Origin of the sequence: Nevskia sp. (assembly GCF_051860985.1) — a bacterium.
Taxonomy (GTDB): Bacteria; Pseudomonadota; Gammaproteobacteria; order Nevskiales; family Nevskiaceae; genus Nevskia.
On sequence record NZ_JBIMKV010000007.1, the window covers coordinates 127,743 to 152,275 of the forward strand.

Annotated in this window: 20 protein-coding genes; 7 read left to right on the forward strand and 13 right to left on the reverse strand. The window is 69.5% G+C overall.

What is annotated here, in order from left to right:
• Positions 1–15: 15 nt before the first annotated feature.
• The 5 genes from rdgB to ACTIGJ_RS09110 all read left to right on the forward strand — a co-directional run bounded on the left by rdgB (position 16) and on the right by ACTIGJ_RS09110 (position 4,067).
• Positions 16–609, forward strand: coding sequence for an RdgB/HAM1 family non-canonical purine NTP pyrophosphatase (gene rdgB / locus ACTIGJ_RS09090; RefSeq protein ID WP_439639984.1), 594 nt, complete (start codon positions 16–18; stop codon positions 607–609).
• Entirely contained in the window at positions 606–1,754 is a 1,149-nt protein-coding gene (gene hemW / locus ACTIGJ_RS09095) for a radical SAM family heme chaperone HemW (RefSeq protein WP_439639985.1), read from the forward strand. The genes rdgB and hemW overlap by 4 nt, the downstream gene beginning before the upstream one ends.
• A gap of 18 nt (positions 1,755–1,772) precedes the next feature.
• Positions 1,773–2,171: a CPXCG motif-containing cysteine-rich protein gene (locus ACTIGJ_RS09100; protein ID WP_439639986.1), complete on the forward strand. Its 399-nt coding sequence runs from the start codon at positions 1,773–1,775 to the stop codon at positions 2,169–2,171.
• 103 nt (positions 2,172–2,274) lie between these two features.
• The gene (gene rpmE, locus ACTIGJ_RS09105; RefSeq protein WP_439639987.1) at positions 2,275–2,484 is read left to right on the forward strand and encodes a 50S ribosomal protein L31; all 210 of its coding nucleotides are present in this window, start codon (positions 2,275–2,277) and stop codon (positions 2,482–2,484) included.
• 287 nt (positions 2,485–2,771) lie between these two features.
• The gene (locus ACTIGJ_RS09110; RefSeq protein WP_439639988.1) at positions 2,772–4,067 is read left to right on the forward strand and encodes a citrate synthase; all 1,296 of its coding nucleotides are present in this window, start codon (positions 2,772–2,774) and stop codon (positions 4,065–4,067) included.
• Between the two features lie 109 nt (positions 4,068–4,176).
• Here the strand turns inward: ACTIGJ_RS09110 and ACTIGJ_RS09115 are convergent, their stop codons facing one another.
• The 10 genes from ACTIGJ_RS09115 to ACTIGJ_RS09160 all read right to left on the reverse strand — a co-directional run bounded on the left by ACTIGJ_RS09115 (position 4,177) and on the right by ACTIGJ_RS09160 (position 18,473).
• Positions 4,177–5,487 carry a hypothetical protein gene (locus tag ACTIGJ_RS09115; RefSeq protein ID WP_439639989.1) on the reverse strand — a complete coding sequence of 437 codons (1,311 nt, stop codon included), beginning with the start codon at positions 5,485–5,487 and terminating at the stop codon, positions 4,177–4,179.
• Between the two features lie 31 nt (positions 5,488–5,518).
• The gene (locus ACTIGJ_RS09120) at positions 5,519–7,069 is read right to left on the reverse strand and encodes a helicase HerA-like domain-containing protein (protein WP_439639990.1); all 1,551 of its coding nucleotides are present in this window, start codon (positions 7,067–7,069) and stop codon (positions 5,519–5,521) included.
• A gap of 165 nt (positions 7,070–7,234) precedes the next feature.
• Positions 7,235–10,102: a parallel beta-helix domain-containing protein gene (locus tag ACTIGJ_RS09125; RefSeq protein ID WP_439639991.1), complete on the reverse strand. Its 2,868-nt coding sequence runs from the start codon at positions 10,100–10,102 to the stop codon at positions 7,235–7,237.
• 132 nt (positions 10,103–10,234) lie between these two features.
• Positions 10,235–11,533, reverse strand: coding sequence for a hypothetical protein (locus ACTIGJ_RS09130; RefSeq protein ID WP_439639992.1), 1,299 nt, complete (start codon positions 11,531–11,533; stop codon positions 10,235–10,237).
• Positions 11,534–11,902: 369 nt separating this feature from the next.
• A complete protein-coding gene (locus ACTIGJ_RS09135) occupies positions 11,903–13,120 on the reverse strand; it encodes a di-heme oxidoredictase family protein (RefSeq protein ID WP_439639993.1) in 1,218 nt (405 codons plus the stop codon).
• Positions 13,117–13,650, reverse strand: a complete 534-nt coding sequence (locus tag ACTIGJ_RS09140; RefSeq protein WP_439639994.1) for a hypothetical protein — start codon at positions 13,648–13,650, stop codon at positions 13,117–13,119. The genes ACTIGJ_RS09135 and ACTIGJ_RS09140 overlap by 4 nt, the downstream gene beginning before the upstream one ends.
• Positions 13,647–15,725, reverse strand: coding sequence for a TonB-dependent receptor plug domain-containing protein (locus ACTIGJ_RS09145; protein ID WP_439639995.1), 2,079 nt, complete (start codon positions 15,723–15,725; stop codon positions 13,647–13,649). Before ACTIGJ_RS09145 ends, ACTIGJ_RS09140 begins: the two co-directional genes overlap by 4 nt.
• Before the next feature lie 91 nt (positions 15,726–15,816).
• Positions 15,817–16,608, reverse strand: a complete 792-nt coding sequence (locus ACTIGJ_RS09150) for a TOBE domain-containing protein (RefSeq protein WP_439639996.1) — start codon at positions 16,606–16,608, stop codon at positions 15,817–15,819.
• A gap of 19 nt (positions 16,609–16,627) precedes the next feature.
• Positions 16,628–17,713 (reverse strand): SMP-30/gluconolactonase/LRE family protein, encoded by a 1,086-nt coding sequence (locus tag ACTIGJ_RS09155; protein WP_439639997.1) that lies wholly within the window; start codon positions 17,711–17,713, stop codon positions 16,628–16,630.
• 109 nt (positions 17,714–17,822) lie between these two features.
• The gene (locus ACTIGJ_RS09160) at positions 17,823–18,473 is read right to left on the reverse strand and encodes a TetR/AcrR family transcriptional regulator (protein ID WP_439639998.1); all 651 of its coding nucleotides are present in this window, start codon (positions 18,471–18,473) and stop codon (positions 17,823–17,825) included.
• A 152-nt stretch (positions 18,474–18,625) separates the two neighbouring features.
• Here ACTIGJ_RS09160 and ACTIGJ_RS09165 point away from each other — a divergent pair, with 152 nt between their 5' ends.
• Positions 18,626–19,960 carry a DUF1329 domain-containing protein gene (locus ACTIGJ_RS09165; RefSeq protein WP_439639999.1) on the forward strand — a complete coding sequence of 445 codons (1,335 nt, stop codon included), beginning with the start codon at positions 18,626–18,628 and terminating at the stop codon, positions 19,958–19,960.
• Between the two features lie 84 nt (positions 19,961–20,044).
• Positions 20,045–20,488 carry a DUF4124 domain-containing protein gene (locus ACTIGJ_RS09170; RefSeq protein WP_439640000.1) on the forward strand — a complete coding sequence of 148 codons (444 nt, stop codon included), beginning with the start codon at positions 20,045–20,047 and terminating at the stop codon, positions 20,486–20,488.
• Between the two features lie 22 nt (positions 20,489–20,510).
• Here the strand turns inward: ACTIGJ_RS09170 and ACTIGJ_RS09175 are convergent, their stop codons facing one another.
• From ACTIGJ_RS09175 to plsB, 3 genes are all read right to left on the reverse strand, one after another.
• Complete coding sequence (locus ACTIGJ_RS09175; RefSeq protein ID WP_439640001.1) at positions 20,511–20,747, reverse strand: PspC domain-containing protein; 237 nt, start codon at positions 20,745–20,747, stop codon at positions 20,511–20,513.
• Between the two features lie 120 nt (positions 20,748–20,867).
• Positions 20,868–21,620 carry an FKBP-type peptidyl-prolyl cis-trans isomerase gene (locus ACTIGJ_RS09180; protein WP_439640002.1) on the reverse strand — a complete coding sequence of 251 codons (753 nt, stop codon included), beginning with the start codon at positions 21,618–21,620 and terminating at the stop codon, positions 20,868–20,870.
• A 69-nt stretch (positions 21,621–21,689) separates the two neighbouring features.
• Positions 21,690–24,326 (reverse strand): glycerol-3-phosphate 1-O-acyltransferase PlsB, encoded by a 2,637-nt coding sequence (gene plsB / locus ACTIGJ_RS09185; RefSeq protein ID WP_439640003.1) that lies wholly within the window; start codon positions 24,324–24,326, stop codon positions 21,690–21,692.
• Positions 24,327–24,533 lie beyond the last annotated feature (207 nt).

The following is a 24,533-nucleotide window of genomic DNA, read 5'->3' on the forward strand; positions in this document are numbered from 1 at the left end:
TCCAGGGCGCGCGTCATGGCTGATCTGGTGCTTGCCAGCCGCAACCGCAAGAAGCTCGTCGAACTCGAAGCGCTGCTGGCGCCGCTCGGTTACCGGCTGCGGCTGGTGTCGGAGTTCAGTGATGTCGAGCCGGAGGAAAGCGCGCCGACCTTTGTCGAGAACGCGCTGATCAAGGCGCGCCACGCGGCGCGTGTTTCCGGTCTGCCGGCGATTGCCGACGATTCGGGGCTGGAAGTGGCGGCCCTGGGTGGGGCGCCCGGCGTGCATTCGGCGCGTTATGCCGGCCGCCACGGCGACGATGCCGCCAACAACGCCAAGCTGCTGGCAGCGCTGGCCGGTGTCGCGGACGACCAGCGTGGCGCCCGTTTCATCTCGGTGCTGGCACTGCTGCGCCACGCCGATGACCCGGTGCCGCTGATCGCCTTCGGTGCCTGGCCAGGACAGATTCTGGACGCACCGCGCGGCCAGCGGGGTTTCGGCTACGACCCGCTGTTCCTCGATCCGGAAACCGGCCTGAGCGCCGCCGAGATGAGTGCCGAGGCGAAGAACGCCCGCAGCCACCGGGCGCGTGCGTTCGCGGCGCTGCTGGCGCAACTGCCGCAGCCGTGAGCTTCGATCCGGCGGCGATCCCGCTGGCGCTCTATCTGCATTTCCCGTGGTGCGTGCAGAAATGCCCGTACTGCGATTTCAATTCCCACGGCCTGCGCGGCGCCGTGCCGGAAGACGCCTATGTCGACGCGCTGATCCGCGATCTGGATTTCGAACTGGCGCAGCCCGAGCCGCGGCCGATCACGTCGATCTTCATGGGCGGCGGCACGCCGAGCCTGTTCTCGGGCCGGGCCATCGGCCGCGTGCTGGACGCCTTCGCCGCCCGGCTGCATTTCGCGCCGGACATCGAGATCACGCTGGAAGCCAATCCCGGCACCGTCGATGCGGGCAATTTCCGCGATTACCGCGCGGCCGGCGTCAACCGGCTGTCGATCGGCGTGCAGAGCCTCGACGACGCGATGCTGAAGCGGCTGGGCCGCATCCACGGCCATGGCGACGTGGTGAAGACCGTCGACATCGCCCGCCGCGCCGGCTTCGACAACCTCAATCTGGACCTGATGTACGCACTGCCGCAGCAGACTGAAGCCGAAGCGACGGCCGACCTGCGCGCGGCGATCCGGCTTGCGCCCGAGCACCTGAGCTACTACCAGCTGACCTTGGAGCCGAACACCGCGTTCGCGGCGCAGCCGCCACCGCTGCCGGACGATGACAGCGCCTGGATCATGCAGCTGGCCGGTCAGGCCCTGCTGGCCGATGCCGGTTACGTGCAGTACGAGGTGTCGGCCTACGCGACGGCTGGCCGCCAGTGCCGGCACAACCGCAACTACTGGCAGTTCGGCGATTACCTCGGCATCGGCGCCGGCGCCCACGGCAAGCGAACATTCGCCGATGGCATCGAGCGGCGCGCCCGCCACAAGTTGCCGCGCAGCTTCCAGTCCGGTGCCGGCAGCGCCGGCGCGATCCAGGAGCAGCGCCGTCTCGATGCCGCCGAATTGCCGTTTGAATTCGTCATGAATGCGCTGCGGCTGAACGAGGGCTTCACCGCCGAACTTCTGGAATCCCGCACCGGCCTGACGTTCGCCGCGCTCGCCGACACGCTGTCGGCGCTGGCCGCCAAAGGGCTCGTCGAGCAGGTCAATGGCCACCACCGGCCGACCTCCCTCGGGCGCGCGCATCTGAATACACTGATCGCCGAATTTCTCTAGCTCACTGTCCGCCCGACCATGCGCGAAGACGTTGAAGTCATCTGCCCGGCCTGCCACGAAGCGATTCCGCTGACCGTCAATCCGGCCAAGGGTTCGAAGACCTGGGAGGAGGAATGCTGCGTCTGCGACACGCCGATGACCGTGCGCCTGATCGTCGACGAGGACGACGAGTACACGGTGGAGGTCGAGGAAGTCAGCGAGGCGGAACCGGACGCCAAGGACGCCGACGGGCTCGAGGAAACGCGTGTCACCTGCCCGGCCTGCTGGGAGGAAATTCCGCTGATCGTCGATCTGTCGGCCGGCTCGCAGACCTATTCCGAGGACTGCTCGGTGTGCTGCCGGCCGATGACGGTGCGGGTCTGGGTGTCGGACGAAGGTGACGAGCACACCGTTGACGTCGAGGCCGAGAGCGACTGACGGACGGCGGTTTCGCGGCTTGCCGTTCGCAAGCGGCTTCTTTACACTCCGCGTCCCTTTGCCCGAGCCGATCCGTCCGGGCTGCAAATTCCGAGAGATCGCAATGAAGCCCGACATCCACCCGAACTACGTCGCCATCAACGTCAACTGCAGCTGTGGCAATACGTTCGCCACGCGTTCGACGGTCGGCCGTGATCTGCAGATCGAAGTCTGCTCGAAGTGCCACCCGTTCTACACGGGCAAGCAGAAGGTGGCCGACGTCGGTGGCCGCATCGACAAGTTCCGCAAGCGTTACGCCGGCGCCGCTGCCTGAGACCAAGCCGCAGGCAGCACGTCTGCCGCGCTTGAAAAAGCCGCCTTCGGGCGGCTTTTTCGTTTTTCGGGCAGGAAAATCGTCGATCGGAACGATCCGCCTGCAGTCCGCGCTCGCCGAAAGGTGGGGAAAATCGTTATGCTTCACCGACTCGCCGGGATATCCCCCAAGACCTTTCCGCCGCCTCAGGGCGTGCAGACGTGGAATTGCGCGGATTGAATGCGGCACTGCACATTTTTTGCGGGGCATACAGCGTGATGTCCCCACGGTCCGACGGAGATGATGCGATGACGACGCCTAGCTACAGCCTGATCAACAACGAGACCGGCGAAAAGGTCGACCTGCCGGCCGTCAAAGGCACGCTGGGTCCGGTTGGCCTCGATGTCGGCAAGGTCTACGACAAGCTGGATCTGTTCACCTACGATCCGGGCTTCACGTCGACCTGCTCGACCAAGAGCGCCATCACCTACATCGACGGCGACAAGGGCATCCTGCTGTATCGCGGTTATCCGGTCGACCAGCTGGCGCAGCACTCGACGTTCATCGAGGTCGCCTACCTGATCCTGCACGGCGAGCTGCCGACCAAGACTCAGCTCGATGCCTTCGAGGCCTCGATCCGCCGTCACACGATGATCAATGAGTCGCTGCGCGGCTTCTTTGACGGCTTCAACTACGACGCCCATCCGATGGCGATGCTGACCGGCATCGTCGGCAGCCTGTCGGCGTTCTATCACGACACCACCAACAACAAGGATCCGAAGCACCGCGAGATCTTCGCGCACCGGATGATCGCCAAGATCCCGACGATCGCGGCGGCCGCGTACAAGAAGTACTTCGGCCAGCCGTTCATGTACCCGAAGAACAACCTCGACTACTGCTCGAACCTGCTGCGCATGATGTTCGCGGTGCCGGCCGAGGAGTACGAGGTGAACCCGGTCGCCGCCAAGGCGCTCGACGTGCTGTTCATCCTGCACGCCGATCACGAGCAGAACGCCTCGACTTCGACGGTGCGCCTGGCCGGTTCGACCGGCACCAACCCGTACGCGGCGATCGCTTCCGGCATCGCGGCGCTGTGGGGTCCGGCGCACGGCGGCGCCAACGAAGCCGTGCTGAAGATGCTCGAAGAGATCGGCGACGTGAAGAAGGTGCCGGACTTCATGGCCAAGGTGAAGGACAAGAACTCGGGCGTCCGCCTGATGGGCTTCGGCCACCGCGTCTACAAGAACTTCGACCCGCGCGCGACGATCATCCGCGAGCAGTGCCACAAGGTGCTCAAGGAGCTGAAGATCAACGATCCGCAGCTGGAACTGGCGATGAAGCTCGAAGAGATCGCGCTGAACGACGACTACTTCCGCGAGCGCAAGCTGTACCCGAACGTCGATTTCTACTCCGGCATCATCTACAAGGCGCTCGGCATCCCGGTGAACATGTTCACCCCGATGTTCGCGATCGCCCGGACCGTCGGCTGGGTCGCGCACTGGAGCGAGATGACCGCCGAGCCGGGTGGCGTCAAGATCGGCCGTCCGCGCCAGGTCTACACCGGCGCCCCGGTTCGCGACTACGCGCCGATTTCCTCGCGCTGATCCGCACCCGCATCACGAAAAAGCCCGCCGACCGGCGGGCTTTTTCGTGACGACGCCCGTGTGCGCCTGCGCAGTGCGCGCCGAAACGGGCGTGCTGGGTGCCTGATGCCTACGGCGTCCGGATCGGGCATTCCGGTGCGAAGGCAGCGTCGAGCCGCGCGCGCAGCACCGGCAGCGGACAGGCGCCGTCGATCTCCTGAGCGGCGCAGCCTGGCACGTGCAGCAGCAGCTCGCCGGGCGGTGTTGCGCGATCGTGCTTCACGTCGCCGCGCATCTGCACCAGCGTCTGGTACCAGAGCTTCAGGCGCACATAGGCCTGGCCCCGGGCATCGCGCAGGCGCTCGAATGCCAGCGTCGTGCCGGGCGCGGCGTCGTCCGGCTGCCCCGGCAGGGTCCAGTCGATGCCGAGCAGGCCCGACATGCCGGCCAGATGCTGGTCGCGGCCCATGAACAGCACCAGACGCGCCGCCTTGCCGTTGTCGACCGAACCATCGAGCTCGGCCAGCACGGCGCGGCCGAGCGAGGTCATGTGGCGCGCCGCCAGGTACGGCGGCTTGCGGGTCAGCGCGAGGAACAGGTTGCGCGGCGGCGCCAGTTCGAAGAGTGCCTCCGGGGTTGTGGCCTCGCCCCAGGCGATCTCGTCTTCCGGCCGGCCGTCGGCATAGGCGAGCAGGAAGTTTTCGCTGATGGTTGCGGCGCGCGCGATGCCGCCCTCGAGCTTCGGCCCGTCCGGGGATTCGCCGAGCAGGTTGGCAACGCCGTCGAGGCCGCAGGACGAGGCACCGTCGGCACAGCCCGCCACGCTGCGGACGCGCAGCAGTGCCTGCAGCTGGCGCAGCGCCGGCCGGACCTTGGCCGAGGCCGCATCCAGATCGCCGCCGGCCGCCTTGCTGACTGCTTTCAGCGCCAGCCCGGCCTTGATCGGGCAGGTGCCGGCGCCCACCGGGTTGAACAGCGGATCGGGCGCCGTCTGCGGCGCGAACGCGACCTTGAGATCACAGCCGGGCGCCAGTCCGTCGAGCACCGCCTGACCGCTCAGCGGAATGCGCGCCGCCGCATTGTCCGCCCAGTTGGTGATGGCGCCGGACGCCGGACAGCCGCTGGCCGGCAGCAGGCCGGCGTCGGCGTAATGCAGGCGATACCAGCCGCCGAGCGAGCGCAGCAGCGATTCCCCGCGCGCCGTCAGCAGCCCCGGCCCGACCGGCCAGGCCGGCCAGGGGCGGCTGGCCGACTTCGCCAGCTGCTCCGGCGTCTGGTTCGGCGAGCGCAAGCCGTGGCGCATCAGCAGCACGGACTTGTCCAGCGTCAGTGCCGGCGGGGCGGCGGCCGCAGTTGCGGTCGCGCACGGGGTGACCGCCAGCACGGAAACCAGCAGGCCGAGTGCGGCGAGCGTGGTGGGCAGCACACGGATAGCTTTCACGGCGGATCGGGATCGAAGGAGGGACGGGGATTCAGCGACGGCGGCTGCCGCCAGCCAGCGAGCCGAGCAGGCCGCGCAGCAACTGGCGGCCGACTTCCCGGCCGACCTGCGAACCGACGCTGCGCACGACGCTCTTGGCGGCGGCCTCCAGCACTGATTCCCGATTGGATGGCCGCGCTGCGGCGGGCCGCTTGTCGGCTGGAGGCGCAGGCGGCTGGGCGCTGCCCTGGTCCCACCAGCCACTGCCGGCGGAGGCAGTGGCCGCCGGCGGCGCAGCGCTGGCTTCGGCCGCTGCCGTGGCGCGGGCGTTGAGCTTTTCGTAAGCCGATTCGCGATCGACCGGCGTGTCGTACTTGGCACCGACCGGGCTGCGGCCGCGCACCAGCTTGCGTTCGTCGGCGCTGATGGCGCCGATCCGCGAGCGCGGTGGCCGGATCAGCGTGCGTTCGACGATGCCGGGCACGCCGCCGTCGCCGAGGCAGGACACCAGCGCCTCGCCGACGCCGAGCTGCTGGATCACCTCGGTCACGTCGAGTTTCGGGTTCGGCCGGAAGGTTTCGGCCGCCGCCTTCACCGCTTTCTGGTCGCGCGGCGTGAAGGCGCGCAGCGCGTGCTGCACGCGGTTGCCGAGCTGGCCGAGCACGTTGTCCGGCAGATCCAGCGGGTTCTGGGTGACGAAGTAGACGCCGACGCCTTTCGAGCGGATCAGCCGCACCACCTGCTCGACCTTCTGCACCAGCGCCTTCGGCGCATCGGTGAACAGCAGATGCGCTTCGTCGAAGAAGAACACCAGCTTGGGCCGGTCGAGATCGCCGGCCTCCGGCAGCCGCTCGAACAGCTCCGACAGGAGCCACAGCAGGAAGGTCGAGTACAGCGCCGGCTTCTGGTACAGCAGGTCGGCGGCCAGGATGTTGATCACGCCCCGGCCGGTCATGTCCTGGCGCATCAGATCGTCGAGATCGAGCGCCGGCTCGCCGAAGAAGCTTTCCGCGCCGCCGGCCTCCAGCGCGATCAGGCCGCGCTGGATCGCGCCGATCGAGGCCTTCGAGATCAGGCCGTAGTCCGGGCCGAGCGTCTTGGCGTTCTCGGCGACGTGATTGAGTGCGGCCTTCAGATCCTTCAGATCAAGCAGCAGCAGGCCCTGGTCGTCGCAGTACTTGAACACCAGCTGCAGCACCGCTTCCTGCACCTCGCTCAGGCCCAGCAGTCGCGCCAGCAGCAGCGGGCCGAGATCCGACACCGTGCCGCGCAGCGGATGGCCCTGGGCGCCGAAGACATCCCAGAACACCACCGGGTAGACGGTCGGCGCGTAGTTCGTCAGGCCGACGTGAGCCGCCCGCTCGACCAGCTTCGGCGCCGCATTGCCGGCCATCGACAGGCCCGACAGATCACCCTTGATGTCGGCGGCGAACACCGGCACGCCAAGGTCGGAAAAGCCTTCGCAGAGGCTTTGCAGGGTCACCGTCTTGCCGGTGCCGGTGGCACCGGCGATCAGGCCGTGGCGATTGCCGTAGCGGGCCAGCAGCCACTGCTGGGGGCTGTCGGCGTCGGCACCGCGGCCGATGAGGACACTGGATTCCATGAGCGGGATTCGGCAGGAAAGGGCCGCTAGCTTCAGCGGCCCGCGCGGCGCTGACAACCCCGCCGGCCGCGGCCCGGCGACCGCGCCCTCGAAGCCCGGAATGCCCGGACTTCGGGGGCGCGTGCGGTTCCGTCGCCGCTTTCGCCGATGCGCCTGTAGTGCCGCTCAGCGGCGCAGCAGCCCGAGCCCCGAGCAGCTGTTGTCTTCGGTGTCGGCGGTCGGCAGCACGTCGTCGATCCAGCGGGTGATCAGCGCCGCCGCTTCGCCGTGGGTGACGCTGCGCGCGACCGGTGGCATCCGCACGCCGGCTTCGCTGGAGCCCACGCGGAACGGCAGGATCGAGGTCCCGGCATCGCGCGGCACGATGTCGTAGCGGCGGCCTTCCCCGGAGCCCCGGCCGGCGGCGATCGGCCGCTTGCAGATGCCGTAGCGCACGTCGACCGGCCGGAACGAATCGAGGAACAGGCCGGAGTTGGCGGCCGATCCGCCGCCGCTGTGGCAATGCACGCAGTTCACTTCCAGGTAGGCGCGGACGCGGTGATGCAGGTCCTGATCGGAGCCGGGCAGGTCGCCGGCATCGCCCGGCACGTTGAAGCGCGGCAGCTTCTCGATCGCCGACAGATCGGCCGGCAGGCCGCTCAGCAGGCCGCGCTGGCTCAGGTACTGCAGCTGGTTCTGGACCGTGCCGTCCGGGTAGCGATGCGCCTTGTTGAGGTTGCGCGCCTTCGGGCCGATCGGCGCCGCGCCGGCTTCGCGGTCATCGTTGCCATGGCAGGTGACGCAGCTCAGCGCTGCCGGGATCGTGTAGCGCGGCACCGCACCGGTGTAGCGCAGGCGCTTGCCGTTGCTGCCGACCACTTCCGGATCGGGATCGACGTAGTCGTAGCGGACGCTGGCCGTGCCGCCCTCGACGTGCAGCTCGGCGACCCGGCTGCCGTCGCCGAGCGTGCGCCAGATATACGGCAGGCCAACCCAGGTCGGGCCGGTGGCGGTCTGGCGGCGGATCAGCAGCCGGGTTTCCACCACGTTCTCGGCGTTGCCGGCCTTGAACGAAAAGCTCTTCGCGATCACCGTGCCGACCGGGAAATCGAAGGTCGCCACCACGCCGTGGCTGGTCCGATCGCGATAGCTCGCCGGCTGGCCCTCGGGCAGGAACAGGAAGCGGTACTTGGTGGAGTAGTCGCTGAACAGCGCCGTGTTGAGGTCGTACTCCACGCCCTGCACGGGCCGCGTGCGCGGGTCGGCGGGGTTGGCGAACAGGCCGTACTGGTCAAGCCGCGGGCAGTTGTAGGCCAGTGCCGCGCGGTTGACCTGCCCCGGACGGCCGCCGCTGCAGGCCGCCTGCACTTCGGCGTCGGACGGCCGGCGGTCGCCGTTGGCCGGGTCCGGCACGAACGGCAGCTGCAGCCTCGGCGCCGGCCGTGCCGGCAGCTGGCAGCGGTGCGGACGGAGGTCGGTCGACACCGGCTTCAGCAGGTCCAGCGCCAGCTGGCCTGGCTCGCTGGTGCTCAGCCGGGCATTGACGAACGGCGTGGCGAACGCGGTCAGCAGCCGGGTGCTGGTGAACTGGTTGTCTTCGGCGATGCACAGGCCGTTCTCGGGCAGCTTCAGCTGGCCGGCGGTGTTGAACTTCCAGGCGTTGTAGCGTGCCCCGCCGCAGTTCGGGCCGGGATCGTTCGGGCCGTAGTTCGGCCGGCCGCGCTCGTCGCTGCGGGCTTCGGTGCGGCCGGTCTCGTTCGGGTTCGGCTGGTTCAGCGGCACGCCGGCGGCATCCTTCGGATACTCGGTGCAGCCGTTCGGCGCATCGACGCTGCCGTCCCAGACGATGTGCGCGGAGCGGCCGTAGTTCTTCAGCTTCAGCAGCAGCGGCAGCAGCGAAGCCTCGCCGCGCTGCGGGCTCGGCAGCTGCAGGGTGCCGCCGTTGTCGCGGAAGCGGTTGCCGTGGATCTCGATGCCTTCCGGGTAGAAGTCGTAGCGCAGGTCGGCTTCGTTGGGATCGATCAGCCCGTAGTTGACGATGCCGATGCCCATCGTGTCGTGGTCGCTGATCTCGTTGTCGCGGATCTCCAGCTGATCCGACGCCAGCACCAGCATGCCGGTGCCTTTCGGCACGCTGCCGACGATGTTCCCGGCCGGGGCGAAGTTGGGGAAGTTGTTGTTGTAGGCGCGGTTGCGGTGGACCAGGTTCTTCTCGCCGTACTGGGCCAGGCCCGGCAGGTCGAAGATCAGGAAGCCGCCGGTATTGTTGGTGGCGACGTTGTCGACGAACTCGGCGCGGTAGGTGTTCTCGAACTCGAAGCCGGCCACGTTGTACTCGGCGCGCGTGCGGCGAACGATGACGTCCGAGGTCTGGCCGACGTAGATGCCGGCATCGCTGGCGCCGAAGGCTTCGGAATCCTCGATCAGCACGTGCTGGCAGAGCACCGGATAGAGCCCGTAGGCGCCATGCCGGGTGCAGGAGTTCGGCGCGTCGAGGCGGGTCGAGCAGGTCTTGTAGTCCGACCACTGGGCGCGCACGTCGCGGAACGTCACGTAGCGGCTGCGGAACACGCGGATCGAGTTGCCGGGCGTGTCCTCCACCGTGAAACCCTGCATGACGATGCCGTCGGCGTGGCTGACGTTGAGCCCTTCGGCGGCATCGGAATTCTTGAAGCTCAGGATGGTCCGGTCACGGCCGGCCCCCTTGATGGTGATGCCGCGCTTGTTGTTCATGATCAGCCCGGTCGACAGGCTGAAGCGGCCGGCGCAGAAGGCGATCGTGTCGCCTTCGCGGGCGTCGAAGAAGGCCGTCAGCGCTTCGCGCGTGGCATTGGCGCCGGGACAGATCGTGTAGGTGCGGGCCACCGGTGCCGGCGTCGCTGCCGGTACCGCCTTGGCCACGGCAGCGGCGGCCACGGCCGGCGCGGCAAGATGGGCCGACCCGGCCGGCGGCAGCGCGCCGGCGGATTCCCCGCAGGCCGTCAGGAAGGCTGCCGTCGCAGCGAGCACGGCAACAAGGCCGGCGCGGCGCCGGCCGATGGTTCTGCGGATCATGCGGTTCTCCCCTGGTGGCCATCTTGTTGCGATGGCGCTTGTCGTATTCGGCGTGGATCGTCGCGCGCGGCGATCCACCGCCCAATGGTAAATACGACCCGCAGGGTTGACGCGGGGAGGTTCTGCGGCGCGTCAGCGCGCCGCGCGGCAGGCGGCGAAGATCTGTGCGGCGCGGTCGCCGGCCCGAATGCGGGCGCTGAAAACGGCGCGTGGGCAGCTGGTGGCCTGCGGGTTGTAGTCGCCGAGCACGGTCTGCGGATCGGCATCGGCCGGCACTGCGTTGATCGCGCCCGGGAAGTCCGGGAGGGCCAGCAGCTGGCGGACGATCAGCAGGCCGTTGTCGAGCAGCCCGGCGCTGGGCAGGTAGGAAAAGCCGTGCTGGGCATCGGCGCCGAGCGGCCGGCCGGCGAGGTCGCCGACCACGGCGTGGAAGTAGCCGCTGGCATCGATGGCGGCATCGCGGTCGGCGACGCAGGCGATCACCGTCTGCAGCAGGTGGCGGTTCTGGCACAGCGACCAGTAGCGGACATCCGGCACCACGGCGCCGCGTCGGCCCGGCACGCTTGGCGCGCGGAAGCGGACCAGTACCAGCTCGTCGCGGCGCTCGATCTTGGCCGACATGAAGCCGGCGTTCTGGTTGTAGACCACGCCGCTGCCCAGCGCCCGGCGCGGCTGGTAGACCTCGAAGCGGATGTCGCGGCCGGTCGAACCGGCCAGCAGGCCAGCGCCGGCCGGTGCGGCCTTCGCGCCGGCCGCAGGAGCCTCGCTCCCCTTGCTGCCATCCGGGCCGCCGTCGTTCAGAGAAGCCGGCGGCGCACTGTCGTTGCAGGCACTGCGCTCGAACAGGCCGTCCGGCGCCGGGCTGCCGTCGTCCTGCTGGTAGCGGATGCGCGGCAGCGGCACCAGACCGGTGGACAGGTAGGCGCGCAGGAATAGGTAGTTGCGGCCCAACGGCAGCCGGAGATCGCCGGCATACAGCGTGTTCGGAGCCGGCCTCGCCGGCTTGTCGGCGAACACCACGTAGACCGTGTACTGCCCGCCCGGGCGGACGGCCGGATCGATCCGGGTGATGCCGGCCAGCGGCGACTGGCTGCCGGGATTCGGCTGGATCTGGTAGTCAGCCAGTGCATCGATGGCGTCGAAGGCGCCACCGTACAACTGGTAGGAGAAGTAGCGCGATGCCAGGTAGACGCCGTCGATCCGCAGCCGCAGGCCGCGGGTGCGATTGTTGCGCGGCAGCGCCAGCCGGAAGTAGCGGGCATGGGTTTCCGGGTAGGCGGTGTTGCCGTTCGGCTCGGTCCAGCCGCAGCTGTCGTCGAGACGCTGTGCAGGGGCCTCGTCAGCGGCCTTGGCGGGAACAGGGGACAGCCCGAGCAGGGCCAGCAGGACGACGGTTGCAGCCGACCATCGTGACAACAGGGATGACAACACGGGCAAGCACTCCGGAAAGTCCGGTTCGGACCATACTTTCCAGCGTCGAAGCCGCTTCTACCTTGTGGAAATATGAATATTGTCGGTATCGAGACAATCGATGCCCGATCCGGCGTTTGCCAGCATCGGTGAGTGAAATCAGCGGTGGCCTGGTTGGCATCGAAATTTCATAAAATATTGAAATTAATTGTAAAATTGTTTGATATTCCGTTTCCTTTGCTGGTTCTGCCCCGGTTTGCATCTATCGTCAGAGCGGCATGCGAACCGGTGCGGAACCTAGAAAATATAAGAAATGGAGGATGAATCCAGGCTTTCGGAAGCCGGACCAGTCTCGTCCCGCTTTGCCAGGTCCGCCGCCAGCCGGCCGGTTCAGCGGCCTTCGACCCAGGCCAGCAGCAGCGTCCGTGCGGTGGCGGTCTGCCGCTCGAAGGCTCGCCGCGCCGGTCGGGCCTCGCCGTCGTGCCAGAGGATGGCTTCCTCGACGCTGGCGGCGCGGCCGTCGTGCAGCAGCAACAGCGGCGCCTTGGCCCTGGCGGCCGCCAGGCCCCACAGCGGCGCGGTGCGGAAGCGGGTCGGCTGCCGGCGGCCGGCCAGATCGCGGTCGGCCAGCGCCGGCCCGAGGTCGTGGCTGCGCAGGTCGGTCCAGGCGGTGATGGCGTCGATCCCGTCGATGCCGGCGACGGCCAGCTGCTCGCGATGGCAGCCGCTGCAGCCGGTGGCGATGAACAGCGCGCGGCCGGCCGCTTCGGCGTCGCCGGCCAGCGGCGCTTCGGCCGGCACCGGCAAGGCGCGCTGGAAAGCCAGCACGGCGTCGAAATCGGCATCCGCCAGCTCCGGCTCGCCGCCGTTCGGCGCGTCCCGGCAGCGGCGCTCGGCGGCGCCGCAGTCGTCGGCCGGCCGCAGCCGGCTGGTGATGCCCATCTCGTGGGCGTAGGCGATCGCGGTCTGCTCGGCCAGCGTCGGTACCGCCGCCTGCCAGCCGAAGCGGCCCGGCGACGGCAGCGGCACTGCTTCGAGCAGCGCCATGCCGAACACCGGCGGCGCGATGCGCGGGCGGATCACCGTGCGTTTCGGCAGCCGGCGCGCGGCCTCGGCGGTGAGCCGGTAGCGCGGCTGTCGCAGCTGCCACGGCTGGCCGTCCGGATAGCGGCCGCTGCGCCGCTCGAACCGCAGGCTCGCGCGACCCTCCGGCGGCACGCCTGGCAGCGCCTGGGCGTTCAGCACCGCGCCGAACGGCGGCGTGCTTCCGGCCGGCGCGCCGAGCTGGATCACCAGCGCCAGCGGCAGCGGCCCGTCGGCGATCGGGCCGCGCGCCCGGTGGCCGCTGTTGTGGCAGGCGTCGCAGCTGGCCGCGTTGTAGACCGGGCCGAGGCCGTCGATCGCCGCCGCGCCGGCAGTGCCGGCCACGACGTGATCGGTGTTGAACAGCGCCAGCCCGCGCTGCTGGCGGTGACGGCCATCGGCGTCCAGCGGCTGCAGCAGCGCCTGCGGATCGCCGCTGCCGGTGAAGGCGACTCGTGGCGTGACCGTGGCGACGGCGAGGCCCGGCAGCGCCGCCAGCAGCAGCCAGGCGACGCGCCGGTTCACGGCTCCGGCGTCACCGTGACGCCGACAGTGGCGTCGACCGCGCCGCTCAGCTGCAGCAGCAGCGGCCGCCCGGCCGGCAGCCGGTAGCGCACCAGCTTGCGCGGCGCGGCGCAGCCGCTGGCACCGTGGAAGTCGAGCGACGGCAGCAGCGTCGCGTCGTCGACGACGTCGACCCAGTGCGCCGACGACAGGGCGATGCGGTACTCGCCGTCCTTCGGCACCGTGAAACGCAGCAGGCCGCCGTGCGCGCCATCGGCCAGCTTCAGCTTGGCTGGCGGCAGCCGGTAGTCGACCGTGTCCTGCGCCGGCAGGCTGACCCGGGCGAGCCGCGCCAGCGGCAGCGTTGCGGCCGATGCTGCATCGCCGCCCGCCGTCAGCGCCGTGCCGTCGCTCTCGAACAGCGCCCGCTCGGCGGCGACGTTCCAGCGGAACGCCGTGCAGCCGCTGTCCGCGCCCTGCGCCAGCACCGGCGGCGCGACCAGCAGCGCCAGCAGCAGCGCCGCGCCGCCGGTGATCCGGTGCGCGTTCATTGCCCGGCACCGGCGCTGCGGCCGGTCAGGCGCCAGTCGAGCTGCAGCAGCCAGGTGCGGCCTGGCTCGAAGAAACCTTCCTGATAGGCGTACTTCTGGTCGGCCAGGTTGCGCAGGCCGGCTTCAATGCCGAGGCCGGGCACCAGGCCCGGCGCGTAGCGCACGAAGCTGTTCAGCAACGTGTAGCCGTTGGCGTAGCGGGCGCCATCGGTGGTCGACCAGCGACGCGTCTCGTACTGCGCCTCGAACTTGCCGGTGACGCCGGCCAGCGGCGTCCAGCGCAGGCCCAGCCGGTATTTCTGCTCCGGCGTGTCGAGCTGGCGAAGTTCCGGCCGGCTGCGGTTGTCGCGGTCGAGCAGGGTGGCCTGGGCGTCGATCTTCAAGGCGTCGAACCACTGCCAGCCGAACGCCAGCTCGGCGCCGCGATTGCGCTGCTCGCCGACGTTCTGCAGCTGGAAACAGGTCGGATTCGGCGCGCTGCACTGACCGGCGGGAATGGTGACGTTCTCGATCGCGTCGTCGAGATCGCTCTGGAACAGCGTGGCGTCCAGTTCCCAGCGGCCGCGCCGCTCGTGCCAGCCGAACTCGTAGTTCCACGCCGATTCCGGCGCCAGCTGGGCGTTGGGAATCGCCGAGCCGAGACGGAACGAGTAGCGGTCCTTGATCGTCGGGAAGCGGGTCTTGCGGCTGAAGCCGGCGGTCAGGCGGCCGGTGGCGGTGGCGGCGATATCCAGCACCATCTCGGCGTTCTGGGCATCGGCGCGGCCGGGCGGAAAGCGGGTGGTGCTGCCGTTGGAGACGTTGTCGGCGCGCAGGCCACGCTGCACCGAGTAACCGTAGCTGGGCGTGATCGTCACCCGCTCGGTCAGCCGCCAGCCATGCTCGATGGCGATCGCGCCGCTCAAGTCCTCGTAGCGTTCCTGCGGCAGGCCGGCGGCGTCGCGCTCGCGGTGCACGTCCTGCTTGCCGTGGATGGCGACGCGGGTGGCGTGGTCCGGGTTCCAGCGCCATTCGACGTCGGCATTGCCGCCGTAGGTGTAGTCGCTGTAGGCGCTGTCCTGGAACGCGAACGGCCGGGTGAAGCTGGAATAGCGGGCGTTGTCGTAGCTCGACAGGCTGTTGCGGAAGGTGTCGTAGTAGACGCGCGTGCGCAGCGTCGCCTGGTTGCCGAACAGGCCGTTGCGGGTCGACAGGTAGAAGCTCTGCTTGTCCCAGTAGGGCCAGCGCCAGAAGCGCGCCTGCACGCCCGGCGCGCGGCCGGCGTACGGCGGCGAATCCTTCTGGCCGTCCTGCCGGTAATAGGCCAGCGCGATCTCGTCGTCATCGCGGTAGGTGTAGCCGACCTTGGCGGCGATCGTCTGGTCGCCGCTGCCGCTGTTCTCGCGCCGGCCGCCGTCCTCGTTGGCGGTCGGCTTGAAGCTGTCGGGCAGCGCGTAGCCGCCGGATTCGAAGTACGCGTAGGTGGCGTGCGCGTACCAGCTTCCGTGGCGACCACCGACGCTGGCGGTGGCGCGCGAGGCCAGCGTGCCGCCGGCCTCGCCCTGCTCGAACTGGCTGGCGGCGCTGATTTCCAGCGGTGCCACCGGCTTGCGGCTGATCACGTTGATCGCCCCGCCGAGCACGTTCGGGCCGTACAGCAGCGAGGCCAGGCCCTTGCCGACGACGATCTCGGACACGTAGTCGACGCCGAAGCGGCTGAAGTCGACATTGCCGTCGTACGGCACGTAGACCGGCACGCCGTCGATGAACAGCGGCACCTGCCGCGAGCTATAGCCGCGCACCGCGATCAGCCGCTCGCGGCGCTGGCCGACGTTCTGCAGGTGCACGCCGGGCAGCAGGCTGATGGCCTCCGACAAGTCATCGCGATGCCAGGTCTGGATCGCCTCGGCGCTGACCGATTCGGCCGGCGTGACGATCGGCGAGCGGGCGCCGCGCACTTCGACGACGCCGAGCGAGAACACCGGGGCGGCGGCGCCAGCCTCGGAACCGCTGTCGTCCGCCGTGGCCGGCTGGCTGGCCAGCATCAGCAGGCCAAGTCCGCCCGCCGCCGCTGCGCGGCGCGTCTGGATGCCCATCGCGATTCCCCGTCATTCGTTTTATGAGGTAGAAAGTATATAGCGATGGAATAGCGTCGGCCGAAGGCGCAGGCCGACAGCGGCGGCCGGATCAGCCGAGACGGACGAGGATGACGCTGGCGGCGGCGAACAGGGCCCGCGCCGTACCGCCACGGGCAAGGCCGAGGCGTTCGATCGCTTCGATCGTGACCACGGCGACCAGGGTCTGGCCGCCGGCCAGCTCGAGCACCACCTCGCCGTTGACCGCGCCGCGGTCGATCCGGCGCACCACGCCGTCGAGCTGGTTCTCCGCCGAGCAGCCGCCGGCGCCGGCATCGCCAAGCGTGGCCAGCATCAGCCACGGCGCCTTGATCAGGGCGGTGACCGGCGTGCCCGGCGCCAGCGACATCGCGCGGGTGCTTTCCCGGGTGATGGTCGCCACCAGCGGCTGGCCGCCGGCCAGCGCGATGACGATGCGATCGTTGACCGCACCGGCGTCGATCGCCCGCACCCGGCCGGCCAGCTGGTTGCGGGCGCTGCTCAGCATCGTCAGGCGGCCGAGCACCGGCAGGTCGCGGGCGGCATGGGCATGCGATTCGGCGATCCGGGTGGCCATCGCCTGCTGCTCGGCCCGCAGCCGTTCGTAGAGCGCCAGCAGTTCGGTGCCGCGCGCGGTCAGCACGGTGCCGCCGCCGCGCCGGCCGCCGGTCTGCCGGTGCACCAGCGGCGCATCGGCGGCGTTGTTCAGCGCGTCGATGGCGTCCCAGGCGCCCTTGTAGGACATGCCGACCGCCTTTGCGGCCTGCGAGATCGAGCCGGCGCCGGCAATCGCCTGCAGCAGGGCGAAACGTCGCCGGGTGGTGGGCGATTCGCCGAGCGCGCGCAGCAGGTCGGCATCGGTCATCGCGTCGGCTCCCGCGCCGTCACGGCACCAGCGGCTCGGCCAGCGGCGAAGCGGTGTCGTTGACGAACACCTTCAGGACCTGGAACTGGTTCGGCAGCAGCAGCCCGGTGGCGAACGCGTGGTTGGTGACCAGCGCGTTGCCCAGGCCGTCGAACGCCAGATTGGCCGGGGAATCGAACGGCTTGATCAGGTTCAGGCCGGGATTGCCGATCCGGGCGAACTCGCTGCCGTCGGGATTCAGCACCGAGATGCCGCTCTGGCCGGGCAGCGCCAGCACCACGTAGAGCCGGCCGCTGGCGCCGAAGGCGATGCCGTCCGGGCCGCCGGCCAGATAGCGGCGGAACTCGCGCAGGTCGCTGGCCTTCGGCTTGCTGACCAGCGGCAGGCTGTAGACGTGGCCGATGCCGAGGAAATCGAGCGTCACCGTGAAGAACAGGCGGCTGCGATCCGGCGAGAGCCGCAGGCCGTTGACGCCGACGTACGGCGAGGCCAGCCGCGAATCCTGGAACCAGACCTGCGGCCGGCCGCCACCGGGCGGCACTTTCCAGATCGTCGCCTGCAGGCTGTCGGTGACGTAGAGGTTGCCGGCGTCGTCGAAGGCCAGGTCGTTCGGCAGCGCCGGCAGGTTCGGCACCGTCGGCGAGCAGGGCGCGCGGTTGAGGATCGAGCAGGACTTGAGGTCGGGATAGGCCGGCGTGTACTGCGCCTGCACGCTCGTCGCCAGATCGAGCCGGAAGGTGCCGAGCTGGTTGTTCAGCACGTACAGCCGGCCGGCGCCGTCGAAGCTCAGGCAGGAATTGGCGTGCTCGGCGCCGAACACCTGCTCGCCCTGGGTTTCGAGGGTGCGCAGCAGCGCGCCGCTGGCGACGTCGTACTCGAACACCCGCGACGGCTTGCCGTTGAAGGCGGTGCCGAGCGTTGCCGGCCCGGCCACGTAGAAGCGGTTGCCGCGCACCGCGATGCCTTCCGGGAAGCCGTTCGGAATCGGCACCTGGGCCAGCACCGAAACCTCGCCATAGGCGGCCGCGCGGACCGGCAGCGGCTGGACGACGGCACAGACGGCCAGCAGCGCCGCGATCGAAAAGATGTTGAGTCGGGATGTCATGGGCAGCGCTCCTCGTCCGGCGATCGAAGGGGCCGGCGGCAGGCTGCCGAGGGCCGTCGCCGGTGCGCGATTCTGCTCGCGAACCGGGGCGCGGGACACTGCCGCGCTTTCAGGCGGGGGTGTCGGCGCGGTCCGCGTCACCCGCCGGCCGCGGGATCAGCGTCTTCAGCATCAGCTTGAAGTAGGCGCGGAAATCCTCGCCGGCCGGAAACTGCTCCGGCGTGTCGCGATGGACCTGCTGGTTGCCGATGAAGGTGGCGTAGGCGAAGGTCGACCACAGCCGCGCATCGACGTCCGACAGGCCGAGATCGAGATAGCAGCGGTGCAGGTAGGCCAGCCGGTTCGACGACACCCGCTGCACAACCGCGCCGACCACCGGGTCATCGCTCGACGCCGCCAGCGCCAGGTACAGCCGGCCGGCCTTGTAGCTGGCGTTGCCCTGCTTGAACAGGCGGACGATGCGCTCGTACGGGTCGGTCAGTTCCTCGACGCCGGCGCGGGCATCGACCGTCTCGTGCTTTTCCCACAGCGCCAGCGCCTCGCGCAGCAGCGCTTCGCGGCTCGGGAAATGCCAGTAGAAGCTCCCCTTGGTGACGCCGAGGCGGCGCGCCAGCGGCTCCACTGCCACCGCTTCCAGGCCGCCCACCGCCAGCGCCTCCAGCGCCGCTTCGCCCCAGGCCTCGCGGCTCAGGCTCGATTTCGCCGATGCGGCGTCGCCGCCACGGGGGGCGCGGGGCTGCGGCGGTACGTCGATGGACATCGCTTGCGGCTTCCATACGTCAGGGTATGTCGACGAATGTACGGTGCGGGTCCCCGTGCGGCAAGCGAATCGGACCGATGGGCCGACGGTTCATCCCGGCCGTCGCTGCCGCGCGTTATGGTTGCCGGCCCTTTCGTCGTGATCTGCCCGCCATGCGATCTGCCCACCCGCTGTCCGGCCTGCTGGCCGCCGCGCTGCTTGCCCTGTTCCCGGTCCATGCCCAGCAGGCCGACACCGGCGTCGAGCTGCCGTTGCCGGCCAGTCCGGCCATAGCCGAAGCCGCCGATGGCGAGGCCGGAGCGGTGGTCGAACCCGCGCCGGTGCTCGGCACCCCGGACGACGCGCCGCGCTACGCGATCTCCAAGGGCAACAGCACGGCCCATGCAGCGATGCTCAGCCCCGGCCAGCGGGCGCTGGTGGCGGCGCTGCCGGACAGCTTCCGGATGCCGGTGCACCCGGCCAGCGCGCCCTACCTGCCGCCGCCGGCCTTCGCTGCCGACACCCAGGCGACAGCGGGCAAGGCGCGGATCGACGACACCGGCGCGCTGGTCGGACTCGGGCGCGGCCTGCCGTTCCCGGACATCGACAACACCGACCCGCAGGGTGGCCTGAAGGCGATCTGGAACCATCTGCTGCGCTGGCGCGGCACCGGCCGCACGCGGCACACCCAGATGGTGGTGATGACCGACGATATGCCGCCGCTGCCGGTCGATCTGCAGGAGCGCAGCCGCTTCCTGCGCGGGATCGACGCCGAAGGCCCGGAGCGGACGCCGCTGCTGGCCCAGCAGCTGTTCGGCATCAGCGCGCCGCCCCGGCTGGCCGGCAACCTGAAGCTGATCCACGAAGCGCGCGACGGCACCGTGAAAGCCTGGCAGCGCAGCCCTGGCCCTTCGCTGTCGAGCCTGAAGCCGACCACCGAAGTCGGTGCCGATACCGCCGTGATCGGCAGCGACGGCCTGTATGACGACGACCAGCGCGAAGGCTTCAGCGGCAGTCCCGATGGCTGGCGCTGGAAGCTGGTCGCTCGCCATGACCTGCTGGTGCCCTGGGCCGCCGACCGCTTCACGGCCCGCGATCGCCCGCTCGATGCCGTGCTCGGCCCCCGCCATCCGGACCCGAGCCTGCTGCGCTACGAGCCGCGCCGCGTGCTGCAGCTCGATGCCACGTTGGCGTCGGATCGCAGCAGCGCCTTCCCCCGGCGCAGCTACTACATCGACGAAGCGAGCTGGCAGGTGCTGCTGGTGGAGTTCTACGGCCGCGACGATCGCCTGCAGCGCGTCCAGGAAGTGCACGTGCGCCAGCAGGGCGACGTGCTGCTGCCGGCGGTCGAAGTCGTCTATGACCTGCCGACCCGGCGTTATCTGGTCATTGGCCTGGAAACCCAGGCCGGCGCCACCGTGCTGCTGAGCCCGTCAGCCGAGGAATTCCAGCCGGGCCGGGCGGCCGACTGGGCGAAATCGGTCGGCGCTGTGCCGGCCAAGCGCTGAGCGACGCGGCCGGGCAGGCGCTCCGATCCGGCCGTTCGGCGCCGTTCGTTGTCCGGCTTGCGGCCGCTGCCTAGACTGCCAGCCATGATCCGTCGCCCGCTGCTGAGCCTGCTCGTCTGCCTGCCGCTGGCGGTGTCCGGCGCGTCGATCTACAGCTGGACCGATGCTCACGGCGTTCGCCAGTTCACCCAGGACGCGCCGCCGAAAGGCGTGCCGTTCACGCGCATCGCGGTGCCGTCGGCGCCGCCCGCCGGCGCTGCGCCGCCAGCATCAGCGGTGGCCAGGCCGGGTCGGGACAGCGCCACCGGCGGCGGGCCGAAAACCCGCGAAGCCGGCCTGAAGCTGAAGGCCGAAACCCTGGAGCGCTGCGCCAAGGCGCGCGAACGCATCGCCTTCCTTGAGGAAAAGACCGCGCGCCGGCTGTTCAAGCCGGGGCTCGATGGCGGCGAGCCATCGCGCTACACCGACGAGGAGTTCAACGCCGAACTGGGCGCCGCCCGCGCCGTCGAGGCCGCCAACTGCGTCTGAGCGCCGGGCCGCGTCGCCCGGCTCAGACCGCTGGATTGCGGCGCCCGGCGTCGTCGGCCGGCGGCAGTGCCCGTGGCATCACGAACCACAGCACCAGATAGGCGATGAAGCCGGGGAACGCCGCCGAGCACACCGAGACCAGCACGTACAGCACGCGCACCGACAGCGGCGTCCAGCCCAGGAACTCGGCGATTCCGCCGCAGACGCCGGCGATCATCTTCTCGTCATCCGATCGCCACAGCCGGCGGTAGGTATCCATGGGGTTCTCCGGGTCGCGGGGGCAACGGTCCGGAAATCATTCGGCCGCCGTCCGGGGATTTCAAGCGGGCAGCAAAAAGCCCGGCAGAGCCGGGCTTCTTGTGCTGCCAAGCCGAGAGACTTACTTCTTCTCGGCCGGGGCGTCGCCCTTTTCGACCTTCAGCAGCTCGACTTCGAAGATCAGCGTCTCGTTCGGGCCGATCTTGCCGCCGGCACCCCGGTCGCCGTAGGCCAGCGCGGCCGGGATGTAGAACTTGGTCTTGCCGCCGACCTTCATCAGCTGCAGGCCTTCGGTCCAGCCCGGAATCACGTTGGCGAGCGGGAAGGTCACCGACTGGCCGCGGTCGTAGGAGCTGTCGAACACTTCGCCGTTCAGCAGCGTGCCCTTGTAGTTGACTTCAACCTTGTCGGAGGCCGTCGGCGCAGCGCCGGTGCCTTCGGTGAGGGTCTCGTACTGCAGGCCCGAAGCGGTGGTCTTGACGTTCGGCTTCTTGCCGTTCTCGGCGAGGAAGGCCTCGCCCTTGCCCTTAGCTTCGTCGGCGGCCTTGGCGCGTTCGGCGAGCTGCTTCTCCTGGATCTTCTTGGAGACCGAGTTCTTGATTTCTTCGCGCGCGGCGTCGTCGAGGCGCGGCTCCTTGCCGCCAGCCACTTCATCGAGGCCCTTCTTCAGCGCGGCGAGGTCGACTTCGTCCTTGACCGTGGCCAGCGAACGGCCGAGATCGACACCGATCGCGTAACCGAACTTCTGGGCGTCGGTGGCCAGGTCGGCGTTCCCGGCAGCCGGGGCGGCGGCCGAGTCGGTGGCCGGCTTCGAGCAGGCAACGAGGAACACGGCGCCAGCCATCAGCAGCAGCGCGCGAGAATGCTTGAGCATGGATTCAATACCTGTGGACAAGGGTTCGTGAGCGGGTTCGACGGGTGGACCCGCCGTAATGCGGCCGGATTATAGCCCAGCGTTCCTGTCGGACATTGGCGCGTCCGGAGCGTTCAATCCGCCGGGTCCGGCCGGGTTTTCCGGTGCCGCAGGCGCGGCTTCCGGCGCGCTTTCGGGCGCCGGGCCGGCCGCCGCCTCGGCCGGCTTCGGCGTGCGGCGACGGGCCAGCAACTGTTGCAGCGTCTGCCGGGTCTCGTCGCTGAGCAGTTCCACCGAGCGTTCGGCGATCCGTTCGCAGCGGGTGTCGACGGTCAGCACGCCACCGGCGCCGGCGCTGACCACGCCGACCTCGATCAGGGTGTCGAGGTAAGCCGAGAACAGCGCCTTGTCGAAGAATTCCGGCGCCTCGCGGCCGGTCAGCACCGCCATCCGCTCGGCCAGCAGGCGGCAGTCGGTTTCGAACTGTTCGCGCTTCACCGTGCCGCTGCGCTTCTTTTCCTCAGTCAGCAGCAGCACCGCCATCGCCTGCCGCTCCAGCGTTTCGCCGAGCACGCGGCCGAGTGCGGCAAAGCCGGAGTAGGCGTCGCTGCCGACTTCCGGGCGGCGCAGGCGGGAGTCGCCGTCGCGCGTCAGCAGGCCGGTGGCCAGCATCTTGTCGAGATAGCCGCGGGCGATCCGCTCGCAGTCGGCGACCGGCCAGGGCAGGAAGAACTCGTTGCGCAGGAACGGGTACAGCGCCCGGCAGCCGGTCAGCACCAGCTCGTCAGACAGCACGCCACGGGTACGGAAGAACGCCGCGATCAGCGCCGGCACCGCGAACAGGTGCTGGATGTTGTTGCGGTTGTAGGTCATCAGCACGCCGTCGCGGCCGTTGGCGGCCAGCAGGTCACCCCAGGGATGGGTGATGCGCTGGATGCGCGCGACCGGCGCCGCCCAGTCCAGCACCGCCTTGGCGTCCGGGGTCGGCAGCATCAGCTCGTCGCCGCCCGGCCAGGGCTCCAGCAGGTCGATGAAATGACCGATCTGCTCGACCAGTTCGTCCTCGGTGGCGGCCCGGCGCGGTGCGGCCAGCAGCGCGCAGGCGGCAAGGCCGACCGGGCTGGCGATCGCCGCCGCGTTGATGCGCCGCATGTGCTCGTAGGCGAGCATCCGCACCCACTTGTTGAAGCCTTCCGGCCGGGTGTCCGGATTGGCGGCCAGCGCCGCACGCCAGCCCGGCAGGTGCGTGTCGGCGTGGTCCTGCAGGATCACCGGCTCGCCGAAGTTCACATAGGCGCGGCCATAGCTCTTGCCGAGGATCTTGGTGGCCTTCAGCAGGCCTTCGGCCGATTCGCTCTGCTTCTTCGCGCCTTTCAGTTCCTTGAAGTAGCTGCCGACCTCGAAGACCTTGTCGTAGCCGAGGAACACCGGTACCAGCGCCACCTTGCGGGCCCGCGAGCGCAGGCCGGATTCGGCCACCATCGCCAGCAGGCCGGTCTTCGGCGGCAGCAGCCGGCCGGTGCGCGACCGGGTGCCTTCCGGGAAGAACTCGATCGAGTAGCCGCGCCGGATCAGGCTGTCGACATAGCCGCGGAACACGGCGGTGTAGATCGGATCGCCGCTGAACTTGCGGCGCATGTAGAACGCGCCGCCCTTGCGCAGCAGGCTGCCGACCGGCCAGAAATTCAGGTTGATGCCGGCGGCGATGTGCGGCGGCACCAGGCCGTTGGTGTAGAGGACGTAGCTGAGCAGCAGGTAGTCGGCATGGCTGCGGTGCGACGGCATGAAGACGATTTCATGCGACTGCGCCAGCGCCCGGACCCGTTCCAGGCCCTTGACCTCGACGCCCTTGAAGACCCGATTCCAGATCGCTTCCAGCACCCGTTCCAGTACCCGGACCGTGGTCGAGGAGTAGTCGGCGGCGATTTCGTCGATGCACTTGCGGGCGCGCGCCTCGGCTTTCTCGATCGGCAGGTTCTGGCGCTTGGCTTCCGATTCGATCGCCGCCCGCACGCCGGGCGATTCGAGCACGCCCTTCATCACCACGCCACGGCGCAGCAAGGTCGGGCCGAGGGCCGCCGTGCGGGCGCGCAGGAAGTGGAAATGCAGCGCGCGCGGCAGCGCCCGCGCCAGCTTCTGCGAGGCCTGCTCGGTGCTGCCGCCGATGTCCTCGGTGACGCTGACCAGATAGTCGCGGTAGCCGAGCGGCTTGCCGAAGTTGGCCAGCACATGGCGGCCGTTGGCCACACCGATCAGGTACTTGCGGACCCGGCCGGCCTGCACGCTGTCGGCGAAGATCAGCTTGAACAGCGAGGTTTCCTTGCCCGGATCGCGGCCCCAGAAGATCGATACCGGCACGATCTGCACGTCGAACGCCGGCGTTGCTGCGGCAGTTGCCATCAGCCGCGCCAGATCGGTGTCGCCGGGATGCTTCGGCGCAAAGGTTTCCAGCAGCGCCGGCAGGTAGACCAGGCCGGGGCGATCGACGGTCGGCAGCGCCGCCGCCGAACGGCCGGGATTGGGCAGGCCGAGATCGCGGCAGATCCTCTCCAGCGCGAAACGATCGATCCACGAGCGCTGCGGCAGCACGTAGACCACCGGCTTCAGCGGGTCGAGCGCCAGCGTGCCGAGCGCGGCATCCGGCGCCACGCGGTACTTCATCCAGTGGATCAGCGGCTGGGTCAGCCAGCGCGCCAGCAGGAACGCGAACTCGATCAGCGCCTTCACGTACGCGCACCACGAGTGGCGGAGAACAGCAGGCGGGTGGGCTTCACGTTGGCGGGACCTGGGCTGGACACTGGCGCGGTCGTGAATTCGACCGCAGGTTTTGTCAGCGGATTATAGGAGCGCGCCGGTGACTCCCGTTTCACATCGCCCGGGCGCCGGCCCGCCGCAGCGCGCTGCGGATCCGGCCCGGACGCGGCCCGTTGAGGC

Bases quoted from the DNA above. Each gene is read 5' to 3' on its own strand.
- ACTIGJ_RS09165 (WP_439639999.1), top strand. From the start codon at position 18,626: ATGCGATCTGCCCACCCGCTGTCCGGCCTGCTGGCCGCCGCGCTGCTT.
- ACTIGJ_RS09120 (WP_439639990.1), bottom strand. From the start codon at position 7,069: ATGGAATCCAGTGTCCTCATCGGCCGCGGTGCCGACGCCGACAGCCCC.
- ACTIGJ_RS09180 (WP_439640002.1), bottom strand. From the start codon at position 21,620: ATGCTCAAGCATTCTCGCGCGCTGCTGCTGATGGCTGGCGCCGTGTTC.
- ACTIGJ_RS09145 (WP_439639995.1), bottom strand. From the start codon at position 15,725: ATGGGCATCCAGACGCGCCGCGCAGCGGCGGCGGGCGGACTTGGCCTG.
- ACTIGJ_RS09140 (WP_439639994.1), bottom strand. From the start codon at position 13,650: ATGAACGCGCACCGGATCACCGGCGGCGCGGCGCTGCTGCTGGCGCTG.
- ACTIGJ_RS09175 (WP_439640001.1), bottom strand. From the start codon at position 20,747: ATGGATACCTACCGCCGGCTGTGGCGATCGGATGACGAGAAGATGATC.
- rdgB (WP_439639984.1), top strand. From the start codon at position 16: ATGGCTGATCTGGTGCTTGCCAGCCGCAACCGCAAGAAGCTCGTCGAA.
- ACTIGJ_RS09170 (WP_439640000.1), top strand. From the start codon at position 20,045: ATGATCCGTCGCCCGCTGCTGAGCCTGCTCGTCTGCCTGCCGCTGGCG.
- ACTIGJ_RS09100 (WP_439639986.1), top strand. From the start codon at position 1,773: ATGCGCGAAGACGTTGAAGTCATCTGCCCGGCCTGCCACGAAGCGATT.
- ACTIGJ_RS09125 (WP_439639991.1), bottom strand. From the start codon at position 10,102: ATGATCCGCAGAACCATCGGCCGGCGCCGCGCCGGCCTTGTTGCCGTG.
- ACTIGJ_RS09160 (WP_439639998.1), bottom strand. From the start codon at position 18,473: ATGTCCATCGACGTACCGCCGCAGCCCCGCGCCCCCCGTGGCGGCGAC.
- rpmE (WP_439639987.1), top strand. From the start codon at position 2,275: ATGAAGCCCGACATCCACCCGAACTACGTCGCCATCAACGTCAACTGC.
- ACTIGJ_RS09150 (WP_439639996.1), bottom strand. From the start codon at position 16,608: ATGACCGATGCCGACCTGCTGCGCGCGCTCGGCGAATCGCCCACCACC.
- ACTIGJ_RS09155 (WP_439639997.1), bottom strand. From the start codon at position 17,713: ATGACATCCCGACTCAACATCTTTTCGATCGCGGCGCTGCTGGCCGTC.
- ACTIGJ_RS09110 (WP_439639988.1), top strand. From the start codon at position 2,772: ATGACGACGCCTAGCTACAGCCTGATCAACAACGAGACCGGCGAAAAG.